We start from the raw sequence: 25,407 nt of genomic DNA on the forward strand, positions 1-25,407 counted from the left end.
CACATTCGGACGGTGATTTATTTTTTTACTTTAGAGGATAATTGCCAGACAAAGGCGATCAGCAGCATACTGCCAGAGAAAGTCAGCATGAGGCTAGTAAGAAAATTGGATTTTCCGGTGGAATAAAAATAAATCTCATTCACCCCCACCGAAATCATTAAAATGGCGTAGAGCAATCCCAGAATAAGAATCGTCATTATTATCAACTCCCGTATCAGGCCGCGCGTTCAGCGCGCCGCTAAATCCTCCCCATAATAAATAGCGGTTACGGGGAGGATGCATCTAGGCGGATCTTTAGCGTTCATCAATCATCCCATTTGGTGCTCATATAGGCCGCCAACAGGCCCAGTGAGCTGATCATTGCCAGGAATCCCATAAAAATAGTCATGTTTCCCATTGTTTTGTCCTCAGGTTAAATGTTATCGATAAAATCCCCTTGCGTTAAATATCGGGGTTGGTCGGTATCCATGGTTTTTTAACGTCCTCCTCTTTTTTGCAACATTCCCGCTCTTTCAAGCGCGGGACCCGTTTAAATTCCCAGGACGTGCTGGGCAATTTTGAAATAGATAATCAGGCCGGTGCCGTCGATAAAGGTGGCGATAAACGGCGCCGACACCACCGCCGGATCGATACCGAGCCGTTTCAGTAGCATCGGGATGATCGACGAAACAATGGCGCTCCATACGGTGATCGCCACCAGCGACAGGCTGACCACCAGCGTCACCTCCATGCCGACGCCCATGATCCAGGCGCGCACCCAGGCCGCCAGACCAATGGTGACGGCGATCAGCAGCGAGGTCGTGACCTCTTTGCGGATCACCGCGCCCAGATTGCGCAGGCTGACCTCGCCCAGCGCCATGGCGCGCACCAGCGTCGAGGTGATCTGGGTGCCGCTGTTGCCGCCGGTGCCGATCAGCAGCGGGATGAAGAACGCCAGCGCAATCGCCGCTTCGAGCTGATCTTCAAACGCTTTCAGCACGTTGCCGGTGTAAGCTTCGGCCACGAACAGCATCAGCAGCCACACCGAGCGTTTGCGCCACAGCGCCCACGGGCTGGTCTCCAGATAAGGCTTGTCCAGCGGCAGGCTCGCGCCCTGACGCTGCGCGTCTTCGGTGTTTTCATCTTCGACCAGCCGAGCGATCTCGCGCTCGCCCAGCACGCCGACCAGCGTGTTGTTCGCCACGACCGGCACCACGTCCAAACCGCCTTTGCCCAGCAGATGCGCCACGTCGTTGCGATCGTCGTCGGGTGAAACCTGGAAATAACTGTAATCCATCATTACGCCGACCGCTTTATCCTGTTCTTCGCACTGCAGCAGTTTTTTCACCGACAGCGTGCCGCGCAAATGATAATCGTCCGCGGTAATAAATACCCGGGTGGGAATTTCGTCCGTTTTTAGCTGTGAAAGTAAATATTCCCGGGCATGCGTGACCGTCATCGTCGCGGGAACGGTAATAAAATCGGCGTTCATATAACCGGCGACCGAAGTTTCATCGAGAGTTTCAGTCGCGCGCAGCGCCGGAGAAGAAGAGTATTGATGTGACTTGATCATTGTCAGTCCCTATTTCTGTTGTGAACTTCAACAGCGAATCGCATAGGGGCGTAACCACAGAGGGAGTGCAGACTGCCTATCTCCGCGTCCAGGTTTTAGCACTATACAACGTATCCGAATTGTTGCTCGGAAGTTACTTTGGGCTGAACCTTAATCCGATAAAGCCTGTCTTAACCTTGGGCATCTCTCGATGTCGTCAGATCAGTAACCTGTGTTTGTATAGGAGCCTCGCCAAACGAGATACTGCATATAAACTACCGGCGCAGTATAGGCGTTGTTTTATCCGGCGGGAAGAAAAGATTGCCCGTCGTTTATGGAGTATTTAGGATATTTTTATTAAACGCGAATCTATAAAAACGGCTGATATAAATCAGCCGTTTTTTTTATTTATCAGTGCGCGAGAATGTAGACGTTTTTATCGTATAGGGCGCCCTGTCGGGTGAAGTCGATCCCCTTGACGTAGGGTTTGATGAGCGTGGCGTTGGCTTCGTAGTACACCGGCGCGACCGGCGTATCGACGGCCAGCACCGCCTCGGCCTGCTGGAAATACTGCTGCACCTGCTGCGGTGTCGGCGCCGCCGTCGCCTGATGCAGAATGCGATCGTATTCCGGGTTGCGGTATTTGGGGCTGTTCTCACTGCTGTCGGCGCGGAACACATTCAGGAAGGTAGAAGGATCGTCGTAATCCGCCAGCCAGCGGGTAAAGGCTACGCTGTACTGGCCGCGGTTGATATTATCCAGCGTCACTTTGCGCTCCTGGCTTTGCAAGCCGGCCTCCACCCCGAGGTTCTTTTTCCACATGGCGGCGGCGGCGATGACGATCTTCTTGATGGTGGCGTCATTGCTGTACAACACGGTAAAGCGCAGCGGATGCTCGGCGTTGAAACCGGCCTCCGCCAACAACTTTTTCGCCTGGGCGTGGCGTTGTTCCGGCGTCAAACCGGCCGCGGCGCCGGCCTGCAGGCGATAGCCGCCCGCCCCCGTTGGAGTAAAGGTCCAGGCCGGCTGCTGGCCGTATCCCAGCACCTTGCCGGCGATAATCTCTTTGTCCAGCGCCAGGTTCAGCGCCTGGCGCACCCGCACGTCGTTAAACGGCGTCTGGCGGTTGTTGAAGGCGAAATAGCTGGTGGAGAGCAGCGGATAGGTCACCAACTGTTGATCCCCGAGCGTTTTTTTCAGCTGCTGATACAGTTCCGGCGGCGTGGTATAGCCCAATTCCACCTCGCCGGCGCGGAAACGCGCCACCTCCGGGAACCCCTGAATCGGCAGGAAGGTCACCTTGTTGAGCACGGTGTTGGCGTTATCCCAATACTGCGGATTGCGTTCCACCACCACTTTTTCGTTCACCACCCACTCGCTGAGACGAAACGCGCCGTTGCCGACAAAATGCGCCGGTTGAGTCCAGTTTTTGCCGTATTGCTCAACCACCTTGCGGTTGACCGGCAGAACCGGAAAATGCACCAGTTGTTTGAGCAGGTAGGCGTTGGGCTCAGACAGCGTCACCTGCAAGGTGTGCGCGTCCAGCGCTTTAACGCCCAGCTCGCTCGGCGGTTTGCTGCCGGCGTTGATCGCCGCCGCATTCAGCACATAGGCCGAGGCCAGATAGCTGCCGTAAGGCGACGCGGTTTTCGGATCGGTGAGGCGCCGCCAGCTGTAAACGAAATCGTCGGCGGTCACCGGATCGCCGTTCGACCATTTGGCCTGCGGCCGCAGATGGAAAGTCCAGACGTTGCCCTGGTGCTCCCATTTCTGCGCCAGCGCCGGGATCACTTCGCCCTCTTTTCCGACTCGCAGCAGACCTTCGAACAGATCGTTGAAGATGTAGAACTCCACATTGCTCTCGGCCAGGTTCGGATCCAGCGTCGCCGGTTCATACCCGTTGGCGCGCACCAATTCCTGTACCGGCGCCAGTTTAGCGCCCGTTGGCACCTCCGCCGCCTGAGCGATCGTTGCGTTTAAAGCCAGGAGGATTAAACCAGCCAGTTTCTTGCCATTGAATGAATATTTCACGTCGATATCCCTGATTAGTGTTTTATCGCGTTCAATATGCAATGTGGCAGTGGAATAAATTAAATCATTAATCGCTATGAGTCATAACCAAAAGCGGTGTTGAATTTCTTTCATTATCAAAGGAATATCCCTCACCGCGCTTCCCGCTTTCAACACAATGCGCGTTGCCGTCCCCTACTTGATGTTCACGGTCGTGATACCAAACAGCGGCAGGCCTTTAACCGGTTCTGGGCCGGGCTCCCCCCACACCATTAATGATTTACCGCTCGCTTGCGCCTGGATCGCCAGATTCACCAGCAATTTCGGATAGGGTTCATTAGCCGCTACCGATAACGGAAATACGTTTTCGTATAGTCCTCCATCGATCGCCATCTCCACATGCACGCAATCATTAGCTACATCGATAACCACGATCGGATTGGTATAAAACGGTCCATTAGACATAGACACCTCTCTCACTATTTTTTGGTGAATATAATTCTTAATTCGCGTTGGCGGCCCGTGTTATTAATGCCTGTGCGAAACGCTGAAGAACGACATGAAAAGACTGAAGAAAAAGATCGCCAGTGGATAACAAGTCGTCAATATTGAAACAGGTTAATAACCATTACAGATTCGACAAAGAACTGATATAAGTCAAATGCAAACCCGCGTTTACCCGTTACCTCAATGAATATATTAAGAATATTCACAAAAAAAGATAACTACAGTTTAACTTCATAAAAATCAATTAATTAAAAAACACCCTCACTTACCCTATATTAATTAATCGGTTACGAAAAAGGTTAAAATCAAAATAATGGACATGCCAAATAAGTTGCTTTTCAATGTAAAAATAACAGTAGGGAACCCACTTGATATCTCCGTGACACCTAACTACCTTTAAATGGCTTCGAGACTAACACGAGGCCGCCGTTGGTTATCAAACCAATAACTGGCGAATGATTTAATAAGAAATAATTACCAGAAGACAAATCCAAATATATAAACGCGTGCCGAAAGGATAGGATGTAACGGTTTGGTTGCCATACCGTTCTTCTGCCGACGGCAATAACTATTTCCATTCAGATGCAATTACCTGTCTGGTGGCTAACCGGATTCAGCGTGATATGCATTTCAGACTAACTCAGCAAAAATCATAGGGGTTTACATATGCCTTCACTGCAAGATATTACGCCTGAACAGGCTAACGCATTGAATAAACAATCACGTGACGCTTATAACGCGGAAGTGCAGAGCCGTCAGGCGCTGCTCAACCAACATCCGCAATTGAAACCGGCGTTCAACCAGCAAGTGCATCCGCAATCCTTGTGTGGATGCGGGTGCCAACAAAATATCTGCGGCTACTTCAGCTTCCAGGGCTGTGGCTGTGGGTGTGGCTGCGCGCCACATGCGGAGACCGTGCAAATTTCCGCGCAGCCTGCCAATATTGGTCCCAATGCCCCATCAAACGGTACATCGGTGCGTTTTGTCGGCCAGGCCACCGGCACTGGCTCAGACGGTAACATCAACATCCCGACGATTTATTTGCAAGGCACCGTACCCGATGCCGAAAATCTGATCGGCGTTCCGTTAACCCTACAATTGGCCATCAACCCCGGTTCGATCGTCCTGACGCTGCTGGAGAATGGCCGGGTGCTGGCCTCTTTGGTTCATCCGCCGCAGTGGGCGAGCAGCATCAACGGGCAGTTCTTCGGCGTTGGCAACGGTGAGTTTGTGCTGGCGTGACAAGAAGCAAGCCTGACGGGCGGCTGCCTGCGATGGCAGGTGGCCGCTCACTGTGAGGTAACGCGCCCCAATTCTATTCAGACAATCAAAACAGATTATTCCAGCCGAAACTTAACTTATCCTTAGGGCAATTCATTTTGTGAGCGATCGTCAAAAATAATTTAATACGAATCGTTTTCACTATCATTATGGATGTTCTTGGCTAAAATCGGGCTGCTTGCGCTTGCCAGGCGATATTCGTTTTCCTCATTCGAACGCTAAAAAGGATAACTGCATGAAGCTGCGTATTTCATCCCTCGGCCCCGTGGCCCTGCTCGCCTCCTCGATGATGCTGGCCTTCGGCGCTCAGGCGGCCCCCGCCGACCAGGGCATCGTTATTTACAACGCCCAGCACGAAAATCTGGTGAAATCCTGGGTCGACGGTTTTACCAAAGACACCGGCATCAAAGTCACGCTGCGCAACGGCGGCGACAGCGAACTGGGCAATCAGCTGGTGCAGGAAGGCAGCGCCTCGCCTGCCGACGTGTTCCTGACGGAAAACTCCCCGGCGATGGTGTTGGTGGATAACGCCAAGCTGTTCGCCCCGCTCGACGCCGCCACGCTGGCCCAGGTAGAGCCACAATATCGCCCAAGCCACGGCCGCTGGATCGGCATCGCCGCCCGCTCTACCGTATTCGTCTATAACCCGGCCAAACTGACCGACGCGCAGTTGCCGAAGTCGCTGCTGGATCTGGCCAAGCCGGAATGGAAAGGCCGCTGGGCCGCTTCGCCATCGGGCGCCGATTTCCAGGCGATCGTCAGCGCGCTGCTGGCGCTGAAAGGCGAGAAAGCAACGCTGGACTGGCTGAAAGCGATGAAAACCAACTTTACCGCCTATAAAGGCAACAGCACGGTGATGAAAGCGGTCAATGCCGGCCAGATCGACAGCGGCGTGATCTATCATTACTACCCGTTCGTCGACGGCGCTAAAACCGGCGAGAACAGCAAAAACATCAAGCTGTATTACTTCAAACATCAGGATCCGGGCGCATTCGTCAGCATCTCCGGCGGCGGCGTGCTGGCTTCCAGCAAGCATCAGCAGCAGGCGCAGGCGTTCATCAAGTGGATCACCGGCAAACAGGGCCAGGAGATCCTGCGCACCAACAATGCCTTCGAATACGCCGTCGGCGTCGGTGCGGCCTCCAACCCGAAACTGGTGCCGCTGAAAGATCTGGACGCGCCGAAGGTAGACGCCGCGCAGTTGAACAGTAAGAAAGTTGTCGAACTGATGACCGAGGCCGGCCTGCTGTAAGGCCCGCCGGCAAACCGAGAGTTTTTGATCGTTATGTCAAACCTGAGTACCCACGCCGCGCAGACCGCGCGGCGTTATTCCACTATCCCTCATCACCCGCGGCCGGGGCCGATCGTGGTGACCTGCGCCGTGTTGCTGTCGTTGCTGGCGCTGCTGCCGCTGGGATTCGTTATCGGCGTAGCGTTTGAAACCGGCTGGCAAACGGTCAAAGCTCTGGTTTTCCGCCCGCGCGTGGCGGAGCTGCTGTTGAATACCCTGCTGTTGGTGGTGCTGACGCTGCCGATCTGTGCCGTGCTGGGGGTGGCCCTGGCCTGGTTGACCGAACGCACCACGCTGCCGGGCCGCCGTCTCTGGGCGGTATTGGCGACCGCGCCGCTGGCGGTGCCGGCCTTTGTGCAAAGCTATGCCTGGATCAGTCTGGTGCCGTCGATGCACGGCCTGGGCGCCGGCGTTTTCATCTCGGTGCTCGCCTATTTTCCGTTTATCTACCTGCCGGCCGCCGCGGTCTTGCGCCGTCTGGATCCCGGTATCGAAGACGTCGCCACCTCGCTCGGCTCCCGGCCGCCGGCGGTGTTTTTCCGCGTGGTGTTGCCGCAGCTGAAGCTGGCGGTCTGGGGCGGTTCGCTGCTGATCGCGCTGCACCTGCTGGCGGAGTATGGCCTGTACGCCATGATCCGTTTCGATACCTTCACCACCGCCATCTTCGATCAGTTCCAGTCGACCTTCAACGGTCCGGCGGCCAACATGCTGGCCGGCGTATTGGTGCTGTGCTGCCTGGGGCTGCTGTTGCTTGAAGCGATAAGCCGCGGCCGCGCGCGCTATGCCCGCGTCGGCTCCGGCAGCGCCCGCAGCCAAACGCCGCGTCGCCTGTCAGCGCCGCTCGCCGCGCTGGCGCTGCTGCTGCCGATCGCGCTGACCGCGCTGGCGCTGGGCGTGCCTTTCATCACCCTGGCCCGCTGGCTGTGGCTGGGCGGCCTCGACGTATGGCGCAACGCCGATCTGTGGCCCGCGCTGTGGCAAACGCTGTCGCTGTCCGCCTCTGGCGCGCTGCTGATTACGCTGTGCGCCATTCCGATGGCCTGGCTGTCGGTGCGCTATCCGGCCCGGCTGTACCGCGTGCTGGAAGGCTGTAACTACGTGACCAGCTCGCTGCCCGGCATCGTGGTGGCGCTGGCCCTGGTGACCATCACCATTCACAGCTTCCGGCCGATTTACCAAACCGAAATCACCCTGCTGCTGGCGTATTTGCTGATGTTTATGCCGCGGGCGCTGATCAACCTGCGCGCCGGCATCGCACAGGCGCCGGTGGAATTGGAAAACGTGGCGCGCAGCCTCGGTAAATCGCCGGCGCAGGCGCTGTGGAGCACTACGCTGCGGCTGGCGGCGCCGGGTGCCGCGGCGGGCGCGGCGCTGGTGTTCCTGGCGATCGCCAATGAACTGACCGCCACGCTGTTGCTGGCGCCGAACGGCACCCGCACGCTGGCCACCGGATTTTGGGCGCTGACCAGCGAGATAGACTACGTCGCCGCCGCACCTTATGCGCTGATTATGGTGGCGCTGTCATTGCCGCTCACCTGGCTTCTTTATTCTCAATCTAAACGCACGGCGGGACTATGAGCACGCTCGAACTGCACGGTATCGAAAAATCTTATAACGCCATCAGGGTGCTGGAACACATCGACCTGCAGGTTGCCGCCGGCAGCCGCACGGCGATCGTCGGCCCTTCCGGCTCCGGCAAAACCACCCTGCTGCGCATCATCGCCGGCTTTGAAATTCCTGACGGCGGCCAGATCCTGCTGCAGGGGCAAGCCATGGGCAACGGCGGCGGCTGGGTGCCGGCGCATCTGCGCGGCATCGGCTTCGTCCCGCAGGATGGCGCGCTGTTCCCGCACTTTACCGTCGCCGGCAACATCGGTTTTGGCCTTAAAGGCAGCAAGCGTGAGAAACAGCGGCGCATCGAGGCGCTGATGGAGATGGTGGCGCTGGATCGCCGTCTGGCCGCGCTGTGGCCGCACGAGTTGTCCGGCGGGCAGCAACAACGGGTCGCGCTGGCGCGTGCCCTGTCGCAGCAACCCCGGCTGATGCTGCTGGACGAACCGTTCTCGGCGCTGGATACCGGCCTGCGCGCCGCCACCCGCAAAGCGGTCGCCGAACTGCTGACGGAGGCCAAGGTGGCGTCGATTCTGGTCACCCACGATCAGAGCGAAGCGCTGTCATTCGCCGATCAGGTAGCGGTGATGCGCAACGGCCGGCTGGCGCAGGTGGGCGCGCCGCAAGATCTCTATCTGCGGCCGGTCGATGAGCCGACCGCCAGCTTCCTTGGCGAAACGCTGGTGCTGACCGCCGAGCTGGCGCACGGCTGGGCCGATTGCGCATTGGGGCGCATCGCCGTCGACGATCGCCAACGCAGCGGCTCGGCGCGCATCATGCTGCGTCCGGAGCAGATTCAAATCGGTTTGTCCGATCCGGCGCAGCACGGCCAGGCGGTGATCACCGGCATCGATTTCGCCGGCTTCGTCTCCACCCTCAATCTGCAAATGGCCGCCGACGGCGCGCAGCTCGAGATCAAAACCGTCAGCCGCGAAGGCCTGCAGCCCGGTTCTCAGGTCACTCTCAACGTGATGGGCCAGGCGCATATTTTCGCCGGTTGACATTGCGGGGGGAACCTCTTGACGTCCCCCTCACCACCGCGCATTATCAACGCTATGAAACGCTTCGCGCACGTCCTCACCACCACCGCAACCGCCACGCAATGGCGGGCTGCACGGGTGCGCATCAGCTAACGACGTATCCAAGCCCCGCCAGCCATGGCCGGGGTTTTTTATTTCTCCGTGCCCGCCGGCAATTTCATTACGGAGAAGACCTATGCCAACTATCCCCGCACCGCGCAGCGCCCTGCTGATTATCGACATGCAAGTCGGCCTGTTCGCCTCGCCGGACGATCCGCCGTTCGCCGCCGAAACCCTTCTGGCAAAGACCCATGCGTTGATACGCGCCGCACGCGTGGCGAATGCGCTCGTGGTGTTTATTCGCCACACCGGCCCGGCAGGTTCACCTATCGCCGTAAACAGTCCGCTGTGGCAAGTTCACCCCGATCTCGACACCGATGTGCAAGCCGACTGGTTCATCGATAAAACCCATCCCAGCTGTTTTTACCGGACTGGCCTGGCGGAGCGGCTTAAGCAAGCCGGCATCGGTCGGTTGGTGATTTCGGGAATGAAAACGCAATACTGCGTAGACACCGCGTGTCGGCGCGGCGCGGAGTTGGGATTTGACCTGGTGTTGGCCGCCGATGCCCATAGCTGTTCGGACACGGCGGCGCTCGGCGCCGACGCCATTATTCGTCACCATAACCAGACCCTGTCGGGGCCGTTCGTGACGCTGGCGCTGGCGGAAGAGGTGAAATTCTAAAACACGCGCGATTTGCCTGTCAGGCCGGGCCAACGCCCGGCCTCCTCAGCGGCAAACCTTGTCGCGGCGCGGCTTTTTCGGCGCCAGCAGATACTCCACCACGCTTTCGTCGACGCAGCTGTCGATGCCGTTCAGCGCCAACGTATGTCCGTCGCGTTCGCGGGTGATCAGTGGGCTTTTAAAGGCCGAGGCCATCACCTGGGCATTGCGGTACGGCGTGGTTGGATCGTAGCGCTGGGCGACGAACAGCAGCGGCGGCAGCGCGGCGGACGCCACCGGCATGTGCGGCCGATCTTTGCCGCGGTACGGCCACAGATCGCACATTTCCAGCGGATACTCGTGCAGCGGCAGATAGTGGGCATATAAAGCGGCGGTATTAATCTCCTGCCGCTGCCTGCGCAACAGCTGCGGATCGGCCGTTGGGTTGGCGACGTCGGCGCAGGTGATGACGTTCAGGGCATCATCGGCATCCGGAGAATAGCTTTCGTCGATCAGATCGGAAACCTGTTGCCCGGCGATGCCGGCATCGAGCTGGCGCAGTACGGTGGCCAGTTCATGCCAGCGCTCCGGCCACAACAGCAGCGAACGCGTCACCGTCAGCACATCGTCGGCGGAGATCTCATAGCCCGCCGCAGTGACGAACGGCTGCTCATGCAGCTTGCGCAGCAAAGCGTGATAACGCTGAAGCGCCTGATTGGCGCCGCCGCCAAGCTGGCAGCTGTCGGTTTTTCCGCAATAGGCGGCGAAACGCAGGAAGCTTTGCTGGAAGCCTCGCTCCTGATTCAGGCGCTGGGTGAAATCGTCCTCCGCCAGATCCACCACCCCGTCCAGCACCAGCGCGCGCGTTTTCTTCGGAAAACGTTCGGCATACAGCGCCGCCACCTTGGTGCCGTAAGAGTACGCCACCGCCGTCAGCCCCGGTTCGCCCAGCGCATGGCGGATCGCGTTCAGATCGTTGACCGCCTCGTCAGTGCCGATGTGTTGCAGCACGTCCGCGCCGGTCTGTTTGATGCAGGCGGCGATCAGGGTGCGCGTCTGGTTCTCCGCGCCGGCCACGTCATTGTCGTCCGGTTCAGGGAGTTCGTCACCTTCGGCCACCTGGCAGGAAATTTTTGGCGTCGATTGACCGACGCCGCGCGGATCGTAACCGATGATGTCGTAGGATTTACGCAGTTTGGCGACGTGGGCGTCGTTGCCGAGATAAGGATTGATCCCCGGCAGGCCCGGCCCGCCGCTGATCACCACGACGCTGCCCTTTTTCGGCCCGGTGGCGGGCAGCAGGGTCAGCGCCAGACGCACGGTCGGTTCCCCCGCCTGCGCCGAATGGGCGGGAGGCGTAGCGTAAACCAACGGCACGTCGAGGTAGCCGCAGCGCAGCCCCGCCTGCGGCGCTTCATCGAACCAACGCTGAAAGCCGCTGTTGAGACAAGATTGCCAACGAACGCCGTTCTCGGGCGCCGCGCCGTGAGCCGCAGGTTTGGCCTGGGCGGGCAACGCGGCGGCGGTCGCGGCGAGCAGCGCCAGAATACGCAGTACTGACATGGGGAGTCCTTTCAACTCAACGAATCGGTCAAAGGGTAACGATACTCGGTTAAACCGCTAGCCAATAGAACATAAAAAAACGCGCGGGTGAAGCCGACGCCGTGCGTATGGAAAGACTTTTCTTTGCTCGGATTGATCTTATAACGCACAGAATGCTGCAAAAAACGCCGTTCACCTGCTAGGCTTAGAGTTCGTTAACCCACAAGGAACAGGAGAGCAGCATGTTTGGTAAAGCGGAAGACAAAGCCAATGAAGCCGCAGGCGCGGTAGAAGAAGCGTTCGGTAAAGCCGTCGATTCGCCGGAGCATCAGGTGCGCGGCGCGGCGCGCAAGTACGCCTCCCAGGCCAGCTATGCCGCCCGTGACGCAGCGGACAGCGTAAGAACGCAGGTGGAAGCCAACCCGCTGGCCGGCGTGGCCGTTGCGGCGGCAGTCGGCATCGTTTTCGGCTTCCTGCTGGGACGCAAATAAGCGGCGAATGCGCCCTACGACAATAGGCCCGTTACGGGCCTTTTTTTTCGTCCATTTCTCCCCCTGCGCGCAAACTTTCATCTATCACAGCCATCGCTTAAAAAAACCAACGCCTTCAACTACGATTAGTTTGTGACCAGAGCGAGGCTCTGCGATCCGGCAGATAACCCTCTGAGGATTATCACCATTATCCATGCTGTTTAAGCCGCTCTCTTTCACGCGGCTAAGAAAGGTTGATTATGGCTCGCACCACCCCTATCGAACGTTACCGCAACATCGGCATCTCCGCGCATATCGATGCCGGCAAGACCACCACCACCGAGCGGATTCTGTTTTACACCGGGGTCAGCCACAAGCTGGGTGAAGTGCATGACGGCGCGGCGACCATGGACTGGATGGCGCAGGAACAGGAACGCGGCATCACCATCACCTCGGCGGCCACCACCTGCTTTTGGAACGGCATGCAGCATAATTATCCGCAGCACCGCATCAATATCATCGACACCCCTGGGCACGTCGATTTCACCATTGAAGTGGAACGCTCGATGCGCGTGCTGGACGGCGCCGTCATGGTCTATGACTCGGTGGGCGGCGTCCAGCCGCAGTCGGAAACCGTCTGGCGCCAGGCCAACAAATACAAGGTGCCGCGGCTGGCGTTCGTCAACAAGATGGACCGCATCGGCGCGGACTTTTTCCGCGTGCGCAAAATGATGATCGAGCGCCTGAAAGCCAACCCGGTGCCGATCGTCATTCCGATCGGCGCCGAAGACCACTTCAGCGGCGTGGTGGATCTGGTGCGGATGAAGGCCATCCTGTGGGACGAAGCCTCGCAGGGCATGAACTTCAGCTTCGAAGAGATCCCGGCCGAGCTGCGCGATTCGGCGCAGGAGTGGCGCGAAAACATGATTGAGGCCGCCGCCGAAGCCTCGGAAGAGCTGATGGAGAAATACCTCAACCAGGTACCGCTGAGCGAAGAGGAGATCGTCCACGGGCTGCGGGTGCGCACCGTCGCCGGCGAAATCCAGCCGATGCTGTGCGGGTCGGCGTTCCGCAACAAAGGGGTGCAGCGCATGCTGGATGCGGTGATCGAGCTGATGCCCTCGCCGCTCGACGTGCCGCCGATGGAGGGCCACGGCGAACACGATGAAATCATCACCCGCAAAGCCGACGACAACGAAAAATTCTCGGCGCTGGCGTTCAAGCTGATGACCGACCCGTTCGTCGGCCAGCTGACCTTCGTGCGCGTCTACTCCGGGGTGCTGGCCAAAGGCAGCAGCGTTTACAATCCGATCAAGGGCAAAAAGGAGCGCATCGGCCGCATCGTGCAGATGCACGCCAACGATCGTAAGGACATCGACGAGCTGCACGCCGGCGACATCGCCGCCTGCGTCGGCCTGAAGGACGTCACCACGGGCGATACGCTGTGCGACCCCGGCGCCATCATCACGCTGGAACGCATGACCTTCCCCGAGCCGGTGATCGCCCAGGCGATCGAGCCGAAGACCAAGGGCGACCAGGAGAAAATGGGCATCGCGCTGCAGCGGCTCTCTTCGGAAGATCCGTCGTTCCGCGTGCGCACCGATGAAGAATCCGGCCAAACCATTATCTACGGCATGGGCGAGCTGCACCTGGAGATTATCGTCGATCGCATGCGCCGCGAGTTCGGGGTGGAGACCACCACCGGCAAACCGCAGGTGTCTTACCGCGAAACCATCCGCAAACGGGTGGCCGACGTGGAAGGCAAGTTCGTGCGCCAATCCGGCGGTAAAGGGCAATACGGCCACGTGGTGCTGACCGTCGAGCCGAACGAACCCGGCAAAGGCTTCGAGTTCTTCGATGAGATCAAGGGCGGCGTCATTCCCGGCGAGTTTATCCCGGCGGTGAAAAAAGGCGTGCTCGAGGCGCTGAATAACGGCGTGCTGGCCGGTTATCAGGTGGTGGACGTCAAGGTGCACCTGACCTTCGGTTCTTACCATGACGTCGACTCGTCGGAACAGGCGTTCCGCATGGCGGCGATCTTCGGCTTCAAGGACGCCTGCCGCCTGGCGGATCCGGTGATCCTCGAGCCGATCATGTCGGTGGAAGTGGAAACGCCGGAGGATTATGCCGGCAACGTGATGGGCGATCTCTCCTCACGCCGCGGTCTGGTGCAGGGTATGGAAGATATCCCGGGCGGCGGCGGCAAGGAAATTCGCGCCAAGGTGCCGCTGTCCGAGATGTTCGGCTACTCGACCACCCTGCGTTCGATGTCGCAGGGCCGCGCCACCTACACCATGGAATTCAGCCACTACGCCGAAGCGCCGCGCAACGTGGCCGAAGAGATCATTCACCACAGCAAGCGTTAACCCTCACGCCCGCCGCCACGGCGGGCGTCACCTCGGCTTGTCCTCCAGCGCCACCACCACTGGCTGCGGTTTGATGCGCATGGCGTACACCACGCCGGCGATCAGACAGACGATGCCCGCCAGCGTCAGCAGCGGCGGCCAGGCCTGGCGCAACAGAAAGGTATACGCCAACCCCGCCAGAATTTCGAACACGATGAGCGGCCCCACCAACACCGTCGGCAGCCGCTGGCTGGCTTCGTTCCAGCACAGCGCCCCCAGCCAGGAGCAGAACACGCCGATGATCAGCATCAGAGGGATAAACACCTCAGGGCGCGGGCCGAACGGCAAGGCGAACGCCGGCTCGCTCAGCGCCAACTGACCGCAGACCGCCAGATAGCCCAGCAGCGCCAGCGGCAGCGTCACCAGCCCTTGGGCCGTGGCCCAGGTGGCCGGACGCTGCGTCGGATTCTCCCGCAGCCAGCGTGAATTGCGCAGCGGGAACCAGGTCCAGCACGCCACCGCCAACACGGCCAGCCCAAGACCGCTGAGATAGCGCCAGCCGTCGATCGGCACCGCATTGCCGCGCAGCTCGGCGACGTTCACACACGCCAATCCACAGACGATCAACAGCAGTGCGGGCGCCAGTTTGCCCCAGGCCAGGCGCCCGTCGTGCCGGCCGTAAAACAGATTGGCGCAAATGGCGATCACGACCGGCAAGGTGCCAATGATCATGGTCGACACCGGCGCACCGGTGCGCTGAATGGCGCTGGCCAGGCACAGGTAGTACAGCAGATTGCCGATAGCCGTCAGCTTGAGCGCTTCCCACCAATCCTGGCGCTGCAGCTTACGCAGGCGGCGACGATCGAACCACGCCAGCGGCAAGGCGATCAGCCCGAAGGCCAGATAGCGCCCGGTGGACTGCAGCGCGGCGGGATAGTCCGGTACCAGCAACGGACCGACGAAAATCAATCCCCACATCAGCCCGGCGGCCAGGGCAAACACAACGCCAATGAACATAACAACTCCGACAAACGGCCGGTGCGGCCAACCCGCCCGACAAGACAGCGGCAGAGTAACGAAAACGCGGGGAGGAATTATTGTAGCAGGTTGCTGTTTTAGCCCAATTTCACCTGTTTCTGGAAACGCACTGGCGTGACGCCGTAACGGTTGGCGAAGGCGCGCGTCAGGTGCGCCTGATCGGTCAGCCCCGCCGCCGCCGCCACCTGTGCGGCGGGCATGCCGCGCTCCAGCATGCGTTTGGCCTGCGACAGCCGGATCGCCATCAGCATCTGCTGCGGCGAGACGTGATATTCGGCCTTGAACTTGCGCAGGAAATGGTACGGGCTGAGCGACACCAGCTCGGCCAGTTGGTTGAGCGTTATAGCCTCGGCGAAGTTATCGTGCAGGTAGCTTTTCACCACCTCGAAACGGTGCGCCGCCTCGGCTTTCTCCCGGCGCCCGGTGCGGATGTGCGGTTGCAGCAACGCCACCGCTTCCAACAGCAGGCCGTCGAGCATAAGCGGATCGTCGGTTTGCCACAGCGCGGCGAGAATGGCGGACAGGCGCTGCGCCGCCCGCGGATCGTGGCGCACCGCATCGGTAAACCACTGGCTCCGATCGCCGGACAGCTGCTCCAGCGCCTCGGGCGCCAGATAGAGCATGCGATAACACCAGCCGCCCGGCGTTTCAGCTTCGCCGGTATGCAGCTCGTCAGGATTCATCAGCACCAGCGCGCCCGGCGCCGCCAGGTGCTGTGCCCCGCGATAGCGGAAGCGCTCCGCCCCGGTGTCCACGGTGCCGATGGCGAAGGCGTCGTGGGTATGCGGCTCGAAGGCATAGCGTTCGATATGCGCCTGATAGAGTTCGACGCCGGGCAGATGCGACAAATGCCGGAACTGCGCGCAGTCCTTCTCGAACGGAAACTGTTGTGGAACCCCTTGCACCCGACCTCCTCATCCGTGCTGACAATCTGCTCAGCATAGCCAAAACATCGCCGGTTGAGTAGCCGCCCTGGTCCTTTCGTGCCCCTCGCCTGGACGATCGGCGCCATTCGGCGTAGGGTTAAGGTCCCTGTCCCTTTCAGACGGGCCGCATCGCGAAGCTCATCGGCCCCTGACACTCCGCAAACAAGAGGCAACAATGTATCCGGATACTCAACTGTATATCGATGGACAATGGCGCAGCGCGCTGGCCGGAAAAACCCTGCCGGTCTCCAACCCCGCTACCGACGAGATCATCGGTCAAGTGGCGCACGCCGCCGCAGAGGATCTCGATCTGGCGCTGGCCGCCACCGAACGTGGGTTTAACGTTTGGCGAAACACCGCCGCACACCAGCGCGCCAACCTGATGCGCAAAGCCGCTGCGCTGCTGCGCGAACGCGCCGACGCCGTCGCCGCCATCATGACGCAGGAACAGGGTAAGCCAGTGGCGCAGGCCAAAATCGAAATTCTCAACGCCGCCGACGTGATCGAGTGGTTCGCCGGCGAAGCCACCCGCACCTACGGGCAGATTATTCCGTCCCGCGCTCGCGACGTGCAGCAGCAAACCCTGAAACTGCCGGTCGGCCCGGTGGCCGCCTTCACGCCGTGGAACTTCCCGATCAACCAGATCGTGCGCAAGCTGTCCGCCGCGCTGGCGGCGGGTTGTTCAATCATCGTCAAAGGCCCGGAAGAAACGCCGGCCTCACCGGCTGAGCTGATCAAAGCCTTCGCCGACGCCGGCATTCCGGCCGGGGTGATCGCGCTGGTGTACGGCACCCCGGCGGAAATCTCGGAATACCTGATCCCGCATCCGACCATTCGCAAGATCTCCTTCACCGGCTCCACCCGCGTGGGCAAACATCTGGCTGCGCTGGCCGGCCAGCATATGAAAAAGGCCACCATGGAGCTGGGCGGCCACGCGCCGGTGCTGATCTTCGACGACGCCGATCTCGACGCGGCGGCCAAAGAGCTGGCGCAATCCAAGTTCCGCAACGCCGGCCAGGTCTGTATCGCCCCGACCCGCTTCCTGATCCAGCAAGGCGTTTATGAGGCCTTCGTGGAGAAATTCACCGCCGCGGTGCGTGAACTCAAGCTCGGCAACGGGCTGGAAGACGGCGTGACGATGGGGCCGATGGTGCTGGGCCGCAGCGTCGACAATATCGAGGCGCTGGTGCAGGACGCTATCGCCCACGGGGCGAAGGCCAGCACCGGCGGCAAACGCGTGGCGGGCAAAGGCAACTTCTTCGAGCCGACGGTGCTGCGTGACGTGCCGCTGAGCGCGCGCGCCATGTCGGAAGAGCCGTTTGGCCCGGTCGCCCTGCTACGCCCGTTCGCCACCTACGACGAGGCGATCGCCGAAGCCAATCGCCTGCCGTACGGGCTGGCCGCCTACGCTTACAGCCACAACATCGCCACCGTCAATGCGCTGGGGCGCGACGTGGAGAGCGGCATGCTGAGCATCAACCACATCGGTTTCGGCCTGCCGGAAACGCCGTTTGGCGGCGTGAAGGACTCCGGCCACGGCACCGAAGGCGGCAGCGAAGCGATCGAATCCTACCTGGAAACGCGCTTTGTCACCGTCGCCGGCCGTTAATCGCACGTCGGATGAATAGCCAGAAGCCCCGCAATGCGGGTAATCCTGGTTAGTTAGCGTTTTTCTGAACGTATTTGTGCAGTTTTCGGTCGATAAAGGTGAGATGCGCCATGAAGCTCATACGCTTCGACCGAGCCAGGGGCCGAAGGCGCGGCCCCTGGCAACCCGCGCCTTTGCCCTATCAGACGGTTGGCTTTGCCAACTTCCCTCTCTCCGCCATACCGCATTGAGGCCGGTTGCGACAGGCGTCCCTGCCTGTCTCACCTGAAACCGCCGTCCATGGCGGTTTCTCCTAATGCGCTATGCCTGCGTTCGGCGTCTTCAAGGGCGCCCAACACCCTGCTTATCTCACTATTTTCATTGCCTTTCATAACACAACATCAAACGAATGGGATAAGAATGGTTCATCGCGTCTTAGCGTGAACTTTTTACTCGCGAGCCAGCTCGAACAGGCGCCGCGCCGCCGGGGTCAGCCCCAACATGTGAATGCATGCATGCACCATGCCCGGCAACCGTTCACAGCGTACCGCCACACCCGCCTCACGCAGCCGCTGCGCATACAGTTCGGCCTCATCGCGCAGCGGATCATATTCGCAGCTCAGGATAGTGGCCGGCGGCAATCCGCGCAGCGTGGCGGCGTGCAGCGGCTCGGCGCTCGGATCGCGTCGCTGGGCCAGGTACTGCTGCCAACAAAACACCATCGCGTCGCGCGTCAAAAAATGCCCCTCGGCGAATTCGCGATAGCTCTTCGTCGCCATTTCGCGGCTGAGCGCCGGGTACAGCAGCAGTTGACGTTCAATGTGCGGGCCGCCGCGATCCCGCGCCAACAGCGCGACCGCCGCCGCCAGATTGCCCCCGGCGCTGTCGCCGCCCACCGCCAGACGGTCAGCGTCAATCCCTAACTGCGGCGCCTGTTGCGCCGCCCAACAGAGCGCCTGATAGACATCTTCCAGCGGCTGTGGAAAAGGAAACTCCGGCGCCAGTCGATAATCGACCGACAGGATTATCCGATCGGTGGCGTTAGCCAGCGCCTGACAGGGCTGGTCATACAGCGACAGCGAACCGAGGCACCAGCCGCCGCCGTGGGCGAACAGCATCGCCGGTTGTGCGGCAGCGCGCCTTTCCCCCGCCGGTAGATAGGCGCGCAGCGCAATCCGGTGCCCATCGGTGGCGACCAGCGTAAAATCCCTGACGCCGCCGCTCGGTTGCGGTGCGCCCTGCAGCCGGCGTAAACCGGTTTCCGTGGCCGCGCGCATTTCCGCCAGCGACGCGGGGGGCGACGCATCGGCCGACGCCGTCAAAAAGGCAGCGATGCGTTCATCGAGCGGCATGGGGTTCTCCTGCCAGGAACGGCGTAATCAGGGCAATAAATTCCTCATGACACTCCTCGGTGATGAAATGGCCGCAGCCGGCGACCGTTTCGCCCCGCAGATCGCGCGCATTGCCCCGTAGCGTCGTCAGCGGCGCGTCGCCGGTGGCGTGCTCCGCTCCCACCGTCAACACCGGCATCGTCAACGGCGTGGCGGCGCGCAGCCGGTTCTGGCGAACGGTCTCCGGGATCGCCCGGTAATAGTCGAATCCGGCGCGCAGGCCGCCCGGCGCCGAATAGGCGGCGATATAGACCTTAGCCGCCACCCGATCGCGCCGATAAGACCAGCGGTTGAAGATATAGCCAAGATACTCCCGCTCGCGCCCTTGGGTCAGGGTCTCCGGCAAATCCGCCAGCTGGTTGAACATGAAATGCCACAGGAAGATATTCTCCTCCGGCGCGACGAAAATCGGCGGCGGCGGCGCCAGACCGGGGATCACCGCCTCCGTCAGTACCAGACGCTCCACCGCCTGCGGGAAATCGCTCGCCATGGCGTAACCGATCCACATGCCGATATCGTGGCCGACCAGTTGGTAACGTTGATGGCCCAGCTGCGCCATCATCGCGTGCAACGCCGCACCGATGCTGCCGGTGTCGTAGCCGCCGGCGGGCTTGTCAGAGTCGCCGATGCCCGGCGGATCGACGGCGATCGCCTGAAAACCGGCCGCCGCCAAGGCTCGCATCACATAACGCCAGGTGTACCAGGTTTGCGGCCAGCCGGGGATCAGCAGCACCGGCCGCCCTTCGCCGGCCACCACGCAGTGAAGGCGCCGGCCGTTGACCTGGGTATAGACGTGTTCCGCCGCGAGATCCTGCAACAGGATCTCGTTTTGACTGTGTTTCATGGGGTTAACTCCCTGTGGGGTCAGGCTCAGCGAATGCCGAGCAATGCATTGATCTGCTGAGGATTGACCGGCGCACCGGCGAAGTCATCAAACACTTTGTCGGTGACACGGATAATGCGCTCGCGAATGAAGGCCGCGCCTTCGCGAGCGCCGTCCTGTGGATTTTTCAGGCAGCACTCCCACTCCAGCGTCGCCCAGCCCGGATAGCCATACTGCGTCAAACGGGAGAAAATGCCGTTGAAATCGACCTGGCCGTCGCCCAGCGAGCGGAAACGGCCGGCGCGATCGATCCAGGACTGATAACCGCCGTATATGCCCTGACGACCGGTCGGATTGAACTCGGCGTCCTTAACGTGGAACATGCCGATAACGTCCTTATAGATATCGATAAACTCCAGATAGTTAAGCTGCTGCAGCACCATGTGGCTCGGATCGAACAACACCCGGCAACGCGGATGGTTGCCAACGCGCTGCAGAAACATCTCAAACGTCACGCCGTCGTGCAGATCCTCACTCGGGTGAATTTCATAACATAGATTGATGCCCTGCTCCTCGCAGGCGTCGAGCACCGGCAGCCAGCGTTTGGCGAGCTCGTTGAACGCGGTGTCAATCAATCCTTCAGGGCGCTGCGGGAACGGGAACAGATAGGGCCAGGCCAGCGAACCGGAAAAGGTGCCCAGTTCGCTGAGCCCCAGCCGCGCCGACGCCTTCACCGCCAACAGCATTTGCTGCCGCGCCCACTCGCCGCGAGCCTTGGGATCGCCCTGCAGCGCCGGTGGCGCAAAGCTGTCGCACAGCGCATCGTAAGCCGGGTGCACCGCCATCAGCTGGCCGAAGATATGGCTGGTCAGTTCGCTGACCACCAACCCCTGCTCCGCCAACATGCCGGTCAAATCGTCGCAGTAGGTTTGGCTTTCCGCAGCGGTGGCCACGTCGAATAAACGCCGATCCCAGGCCGGGATCTGCAAGGCGGTAAAACCGGTCCGCGCCGCCCACTCGGCAATGGCGGGCAAGCTGTTGAACGGCGCCGCGTCATCGCTGAATTGCGCGAGATGCAGGCTTGGACCTTTGAGGGTTTTCATCGTAAACTCCTATTGGTTGTCGATTGACAAACAATAGGAGCAAAGCGCGGCGACCGCAAGCGAAATTTATAAAGGCATTGGTATTCCCGTCGATTTAAGCGATCCTATGTCGCTGAATGGCAGGTAAATTGGAGCAGCGAATGGCAGGCAGACCGCGCGAGTTCGATCGCGAACAGGCGCTATTGAAGGCGCGAAACTTATTCTGGCGGCAAGGTTACGAAGGCACTTCGATGTCGGATCTGGTGGCGGAGTTGGGCATCGCTTCCGCACGCATCTACAAAGCGTTCGGCTCCAAAGAGCAGCTGTTTCGCGAGGCGATTGCCTGTTATGAAACCGCCGAAGGGGGCTTCGCCGATCGCGCCTTCGCGACGGAAAGCGGCATTCGCCCGGCGCTCAAACGCCTGCTGGAAGACGCCGTACGGCTCTATAGCCGGCCCGATCTGCCGCAAGGCTGCATGGTGGTCTCCGCCGCCGCCAGCGTCAGCGCGGAAAACGACGGGCTCAAAGCCTGGCTGGCAGAGCATCGGCTGCAGCGCACGCAGCAGATCGTCGAACGGCTGCGGCAGGCGGTGCAAACCGGCGAATTGCCGGCCGACACCGACGCCGACAGCCTGGGTGACTATTTCGCCGTCTTCTTGCACGGCCTGTCGATTCAGGCGCGTGACGGCGTCACCGAGGCGCGGTTATTGGCGGCGGTAAACGTGGCGCTGACGGCCTTGGGCGACCGCGCCTAATCGATTCTTGAATGCGGTTCAAACTCAGGCGCGTTTTACCTATGGCTGTGGAGGAACTGCGTTTTTGACAAAATCCGCGACGTGGGGATTGATATTTTCCGCCTTGTGAATCAGAGCAACCTGATACGGGATCTGTTCTCCACTAAGCCGACAAAAAGAAACGTTTGCCCAGCCGCTTTTTTGCATGAATTCAGGGACCAGACTGACTCCTAATCCCGAAGCAACAAGGCCGACTATCGTTTCCATCTGCACGGCTCGCTGAACAACCTCAGGAGCAAATCCTGCCTTTTCGCAGGCCTCAATGATAGCGCGATAGAGACCTGGCCCTTCTTGCCCAGGAAACAATACCCACGGCTCCGTGGCCAAGGCAGAAAGCGAAAGAACGCCGCTTGTTCCGGCAGGATGTTTACTCGGCAAAACGGCAATCAGCGGGCAGCTAAAAAATGGATGGCAAGACAGTTTCGGTATGGCGTATTCAGGAACAGGTAAAACCGCAATGCCAATATCAATCGTGTCTTCCAAAAGGCTCGCAACCTGTCGCGCCGTCGTCATTTCTTTCAATTCAAGAACAACCTGCGGACAGGAAAAGTGAAAACGGGCGACCATTTCGGGAAGCAGATGTCTGACGGCGGAAGCGACAAAACCGATGCGCAAAGCCCCCGTCATTCCCTGGCCAGCGCGTCGTGTCAGTAACATCGACCGTTCCATCTGCATGAGCGTCGTAACCGCTTCCTTCTGCAACACTGCCCCTGCGGGAGTCAATGCCGTTATTCGATTGGTTCGCTCAAAAAGCCGGGTGCCCAAAACCTCTTCCATTTGACGGATCGCTTTTGTCAGCGGGGGTTGAGCCATATGCAAACGCTCGGCCGCTTTCCGGACATTCATTGTTTCCGCGACCACAAGAAATTGGCGGAGCTGACGCAGAGTAAGCATGTCGTGATACCTAAAATATATTAAGAAAGCGCCACAATAGTATTAGACACGTCAAGGGGAGCACATGAAGATGCTTCCTGTATATATTCGTGGAGCAGAAATAACAATGAACATACTCAGATCGTTGTCACTGACTTATCGAAACCTAAATACGTTGCTAGCCCTCCTTATCATGTCAGCGTCGTCAACGCTGGCTGCATCAAAAGAAAATGAAATCCCCACACCGGTAAATCGAACAGACAGATACATTTTGCTTGCGGGCGGAGAGCAACTGCACGTCAGGGAAGTCAGCCTGAAATCTGAGGGCAAACCTGTACTGCTGATTCATGGCGCACGGGTTCCCGGCCTGGCCTCTTTTGATTTGCCCGTCAAGGGCGGCTCTTTGGCTGCAGATCTGGCGTTAGCCGGTTTTCGGGTATATATCCTCGATCTGCGGGGATATGGGTTATCCAGCCGGCCGGCCGCGATGGACAGCCCTCCTAACCAGTCAGCGCCGTTGATCCGCACTGCGGACGCCATAACCGATATCGATCGCGCCGTGCAGGCTATTCAGGCATGGAGTCGAGCGCCCCGCATTAATATCCTGGGATGGGCGACGGGAGGGCACTGGGCGGGCGCTTATGCAACCCAATATCCACAGAATGTGGAACGGCTGGTGCTCTATAACACGCTTTATGGCGGAACCGCCCACCACCCGCTGCTGGGCCAGGGATCGCCGCTGGACGATCCTCAAAATCCCGGGCACTTCAACGCCGCCAAATTTGGCGGCTGGAGCCTCAACACGCGAGACAGTCTGTTTGTCGCCTGGGATAACAGCATTCCCGTGGCGGATAAAACACAGTGGCGTGATGAAACAGTTAAACGCGCTTACGGTGATGCCGCACTGGCATCGGACAATACCTCGCAGCGCAGAACGCCACACAGCTTCCGCGCACCGACCGGTGCAATGGCTGACAGCTTTGAACTGGCGATGGGCAGAAAACAGTGGTCCGCAACAGCCTTAACAACCGTTCCCGTATTGGTTGTTCGCTCGGGGCGGGATTTCTGGAGCCGGCCCGAGGATGTTGACGCCATCATGAAAGATGCCCCTTCAGCCGAAAAGCTGGTCATTCCTGAAGCGACACATTTTGTCCATCTCGATAGAGATAACGCCGGCAGACAACGCTTTCTCCAGGGCGTTGTCAGATTTCTGGCACAGCCTCAGCCCAACGACGGCACTTAATCCTCCGGCAAATCGACAATCACCAGCGTGCCTTCGCTGCCCGGCAACACGCGGTGCGGCACGCCGGCCGCGGCCTGATACAGCTGACCGGCCCGCACCACCACTTCTTCCCCCGCCACCTGCAGCCGCAGGTGGCCGCTGATCACCAGCAACCCTTCGCTGTAATCATGCACTTCATCCGCAATGCTGCGCGCATCCATGCGCAGCACTTTGATATTGGCCGCACCGACGCGGCCCAGCACGGCAGAGCGCCAGGCCTCAGGCAGTTCGGCCGCCTGCTGGTTTAAATCGAACAGCATCGGAATCCCCCAGGTGCATGAAAAAACGCACTCTAGCCTGATTCTGCGCCGCAGGGAAAGACGCTTTGGTTGCAGGTTATGACCGTTGGTTCTGAGGCGAGACGCGCCGGATGAACGCTTAAGGCAGCAGCGCCGCGGCCTCCCGATCGGCGATAATCAACAGGCCCGGATGCAGCATCAAAATGCTGGCGGGCACCCCGCTCTCCACCGGCCCGCTGACAATGCGCCGCAAAATGTCCGCTTTGTGCGAACCGTTGACGAGCAGCACCAGCTTTTTGGCGGCCATCACGCTTGCAGGCCCCAGGGTGACGTAATGATCGGGCAGCCATTCAGTGCGGCCGCCCACCTCTTTGAGCAAAATGTCCGCCATATCCGGCCTGGCGGAAACCGGCACCCGACAGGTGCGGTCTTCGAAGGCGGTGGTGCCCGGCAGATTGCCGCAGAAATGCCCGTCCGCCCCGACGCCCATCACGATCGCATCCAGCCCGCCATCTTCGGCGATACGCCGATCGTGCTGCAGGTAGTTGTCCGAATTCAAGACGTGCAGTTGCCGCTCGGGGATCGCCGCCGGGCCAAAGAACATACGGTGCAGATTCTCCATGGTGACGCCATAGCCCGATCGGCCGGCGTAAGGAATTTCATCGAAATTATAGTAATGCGCGTTGGCGAATTCCGCGTGGCCCTTGACGCGCGGAGCCAACAACTCATACATCCGTTTAGGCGTCGAGCCGGCGGTGATAGCCAGATTGACGCGCTGCGGGCGCAGCATGTAACTCAACAACAGGCTGGCGGCCAGCTCACTCATTTCCTGGTAATCATTAGCGACGACAAGTTTCATTCCCTTCTCCTTTTTGCAAAAAAAAAACCTAACCGCCCATCCGGCCATGTTCGATGCCGGGAGAGAAGTTAGGTTTTGCCTGATCGCGTCAGTAACAATCCGTTTCTTGTCAGGTTATGGCGGCCAGGAATGAAATGCAAACCGCGTTGTGTGATGCAAGCCGCAATTGCGGCGATGCCTTTTT

The 25,407-nt window shown here is 59.7% G+C and carries 24 protein-coding genes and 1 riboswitch; of the genes, 10 read left to right on the plus strand and 14 right to left on the minus strand.

Annotated features, from left to right (window positions below; all coding sequences use genetic code 11):
* Window positions 1–17: 17 nt before the first annotated feature.
* The 5 genes from ACUTQY_RS00250 to ACUTQY_RS00270 form a co-directional block, all read right to left on the minus strand.
* On the minus strand, window positions 18–197 hold the full coding sequence (locus ACUTQY_RS00250; RefSeq protein ID WP_004938106.1) for a hypothetical protein: 180 nt from the start codon (window positions 195–197) through the stop codon (window positions 18–20).
* Window positions 198–304: 107 nt separating this feature from the next.
* Window positions 305–397 (minus strand): protein MgtS, encoded by a 93-nt coding sequence (gene mgtS, locus ACUTQY_RS00255; RefSeq protein ID WP_004938109.1) that lies wholly within the window; start codon window positions 395–397, stop codon window positions 305–307.
* Window positions 398–529: 132 nt separating this feature from the next.
* The gene (locus ACUTQY_RS00260) at window positions 530–1,552 is read right to left on the minus strand and encodes a magnesium transporter (RefSeq protein ID WP_033643160.1); all 1,023 of its coding nucleotides are present in this window, start codon (window positions 1,550–1,552) and stop codon (window positions 530–532) included.
* 73 nt (window positions 1,553–1,625) lie between these two features.
* Window positions 1,626–1,799, minus strand: a riboswitch (M-box (ykoK) riboswitch).
* A gap of 143 nt (window positions 1,800–1,942) precedes the next feature.
* The gene (locus tag ACUTQY_RS00265; protein WP_046687093.1) at window positions 1,943–3,562 is read right to left on the minus strand and encodes an ABC transporter substrate-binding protein; all 1,620 of its coding nucleotides are present in this window, start codon (window positions 3,560–3,562) and stop codon (window positions 1,943–1,945) included.
* A 174-nt stretch (window positions 3,563–3,736) separates the two neighbouring features.
* Window positions 3,737–4,006 (minus strand): hypothetical protein, encoded by a 270-nt coding sequence (locus tag ACUTQY_RS00270; protein ID WP_033643162.1) that lies wholly within the window; start codon window positions 4,004–4,006, stop codon window positions 3,737–3,739.
* A 708-nt stretch (window positions 4,007–4,714) separates the two neighbouring features.
* On the opposite strand from ACUTQY_RS00270, the gene ACUTQY_RS00275 reads away from it, so the two are divergent.
* The 5 genes from ACUTQY_RS00275 to ACUTQY_RS00295 all read left to right on the plus strand — a co-directional run bounded on the left by ACUTQY_RS00275 (window position 4,715) and on the right by ACUTQY_RS00295 (window position 9,992).
* Window positions 4,715–5,290 carry a hypothetical protein gene (locus ACUTQY_RS00275; protein WP_033643163.1) on the plus strand — a complete coding sequence of 192 codons (576 nt, stop codon included), beginning with the start codon at window positions 4,715–4,717 and terminating at the stop codon, window positions 5,288–5,290.
* 274 nt (window positions 5,291–5,564) lie between these two features.
* Window positions 5,565–6,581: an iron ABC transporter substrate-binding protein gene (locus ACUTQY_RS00280; RefSeq protein ID WP_033650336.1), complete on the plus strand. Its 1,017-nt coding sequence runs from the start codon at window positions 5,565–5,567 to the stop codon at window positions 6,579–6,581.
* 33 nt (window positions 6,582–6,614) lie between these two features.
* Window positions 6,615–8,198: an ABC transporter permease gene (locus ACUTQY_RS00285; RefSeq protein ID WP_046687094.1), complete on the plus strand. Its 1,584-nt coding sequence runs from the start codon at window positions 6,615–6,617 to the stop codon at window positions 8,196–8,198.
* Window positions 8,195–9,232, plus strand: a complete 1,038-nt coding sequence (locus ACUTQY_RS00290) for an ABC transporter ATP-binding protein (protein ID WP_046687095.1) — start codon at window positions 8,195–8,197, stop codon at window positions 9,230–9,232. The genes ACUTQY_RS00285 and ACUTQY_RS00290 overlap by 4 nt, the downstream gene beginning before the upstream one ends.
* 214 nt (window positions 9,233–9,446) lie before the next feature.
* Window positions 9,447–9,992 (plus strand): cysteine hydrolase family protein, encoded by a 546-nt coding sequence (locus tag ACUTQY_RS00295; protein ID WP_046687096.1) that lies wholly within the window; start codon window positions 9,447–9,449, stop codon window positions 9,990–9,992.
* Window positions 9,993–10,037: 45 nt separating this feature from the next.
* Here the strand turns inward: ACUTQY_RS00295 and ACUTQY_RS00300 are convergent, their stop codons facing one another.
* The gene (locus ACUTQY_RS00300; RefSeq protein WP_046687097.1) at window positions 10,038–11,534 is read right to left on the minus strand and encodes an alpha/beta hydrolase; all 1,497 of its coding nucleotides are present in this window, start codon (window positions 11,532–11,534) and stop codon (window positions 10,038–10,040) included.
* Between the two features lie 221 nt (window positions 11,535–11,755).
* Here ACUTQY_RS00300 and ACUTQY_RS00305 point away from each other — a divergent pair, with 221 nt between their 5' ends.
* Both ACUTQY_RS00305 and fusA read left to right on the plus strand, forming a co-directional pair.
* Window positions 11,756–12,004 (plus strand): glycine zipper domain-containing protein, encoded by a 249-nt coding sequence (locus tag ACUTQY_RS00305; RefSeq protein WP_004938127.1) that lies wholly within the window; start codon window positions 11,756–11,758, stop codon window positions 12,002–12,004.
* Between the two features lie 239 nt (window positions 12,005–12,243).
* Window positions 12,244–14,349: an elongation factor G gene (gene fusA, locus ACUTQY_RS00310; RefSeq protein WP_046687098.1), complete on the plus strand. Its 2,106-nt coding sequence runs from the start codon at window positions 12,244–12,246 to the stop codon at window positions 14,347–14,349.
* 27 nt (window positions 14,350–14,376) lie between these two features.
* Here fusA and ACUTQY_RS00315 read toward each other — a convergent pair whose 3' ends face one another.
* The gene (locus tag ACUTQY_RS00315; protein ID WP_096242278.1) at window positions 14,377–15,345 is read right to left on the minus strand and encodes a DMT family transporter; all 969 of its coding nucleotides are present in this window, start codon (window positions 15,343–15,345) and stop codon (window positions 14,377–14,379) included.
* 98 nt (window positions 15,346–15,443) lie between these two features.
* Window positions 15,444–16,271 carry an AraC family transcriptional regulator gene (locus ACUTQY_RS00320; protein ID WP_046687100.1) on the minus strand — a complete coding sequence of 276 codons (828 nt, stop codon included), beginning with the start codon at window positions 16,269–16,271 and terminating at the stop codon, window positions 15,444–15,446.
* Between the two features lie 196 nt (window positions 16,272–16,467).
* Here ACUTQY_RS00320 and ACUTQY_RS00325 point away from each other — a divergent pair, with 196 nt between their 5' ends.
* Window positions 16,468–17,901: an NAD-dependent succinate-semialdehyde dehydrogenase gene (locus tag ACUTQY_RS00325; protein ID WP_046687101.1), complete on the plus strand. Its 1,434-nt coding sequence runs from the start codon at window positions 16,468–16,470 to the stop codon at window positions 17,899–17,901.
* Between the two features lie 428 nt (window positions 17,902–18,329).
* Here ACUTQY_RS00325 and ACUTQY_RS00330 read toward each other — a convergent pair whose 3' ends face one another.
* Genes ACUTQY_RS00330 through ACUTQY_RS00340 form a run of 3 tightly spaced genes read right to left on the minus strand, consistent with a single transcriptional unit; the run spans window position 18,330 to window position 21,197 of the window.
* A complete protein-coding gene (locus ACUTQY_RS00330; protein WP_197754745.1) occupies window positions 18,330–19,232 on the minus strand; it encodes an alpha/beta hydrolase in 903 nt (300 codons plus the stop codon).
* Complete coding sequence (locus ACUTQY_RS00335; protein ID WP_046687102.1) at window positions 19,219–20,115, minus strand: alpha/beta fold hydrolase; 897 nt, start codon at window positions 20,113–20,115, stop codon at window positions 19,219–19,221. The genes ACUTQY_RS00330 and ACUTQY_RS00335 overlap by 14 nt, the downstream gene beginning before the upstream one ends.
* 26 nt (window positions 20,116–20,141) lie before the next feature.
* The gene (locus tag ACUTQY_RS00340; RefSeq protein ID WP_042784599.1) at window positions 20,142–21,197 is read right to left on the minus strand and encodes a sugar phosphate isomerase/epimerase family protein; all 1,056 of its coding nucleotides are present in this window, start codon (window positions 21,195–21,197) and stop codon (window positions 20,142–20,144) included.
* 140 nt (window positions 21,198–21,337) lie between these two features.
* On the opposite strand from ACUTQY_RS00340, the gene ACUTQY_RS00345 reads away from it, so the two are divergent.
* A complete protein-coding gene (locus ACUTQY_RS00345; protein ID WP_033643177.1) occupies window positions 21,338–21,931 on the plus strand; it encodes a TetR/AcrR family transcriptional regulator in 594 nt (197 codons plus the stop codon).
* 39 nt (window positions 21,932–21,970) lie between these two features.
* On the opposite strand, the gene ACUTQY_RS00350 is transcribed toward ACUTQY_RS00345, so the two are convergent.
* Window positions 21,971–22,864, minus strand: coding sequence for a LysR family transcriptional regulator (locus ACUTQY_RS00350; protein ID WP_046687103.1), 894 nt, complete (start codon window positions 22,862–22,864; stop codon window positions 21,971–21,973).
* Between the two features lie 64 nt (window positions 22,865–22,928).
* On the opposite strand from ACUTQY_RS00350, the gene ACUTQY_RS00355 reads away from it, so the two are divergent.
* A complete protein-coding gene (locus ACUTQY_RS00355) occupies window positions 22,929–24,086 on the plus strand; it encodes an alpha/beta fold hydrolase (protein WP_197705153.1) in 1,158 nt (385 codons plus the stop codon).
* Here the strand turns inward: ACUTQY_RS00355 and ACUTQY_RS00360 are convergent.
* Window positions 24,083–24,385: a cupin domain-containing protein gene (locus ACUTQY_RS00360; protein WP_047026060.1), complete on the minus strand. Its 303-nt coding sequence runs from the start codon at window positions 24,383–24,385 to the stop codon at window positions 24,083–24,085. The two genes, ACUTQY_RS00355 and ACUTQY_RS00360, sit on opposite strands and share 4 nt — an antisense overlap.
* A gap of 118 nt (window positions 24,386–24,503) precedes the next feature.
* Complete coding sequence (locus ACUTQY_RS00365; protein ID WP_046687105.1) at window positions 24,504–25,223, minus strand: glucosamine-6-phosphate deaminase; 720 nt, start codon at window positions 25,221–25,223, stop codon at window positions 24,504–24,506.
* Window positions 25,224–25,407: the final 184 nt, after the last annotated feature.

The organism is Serratia sp. TSA_130.1, assembly GCF_052691795.1.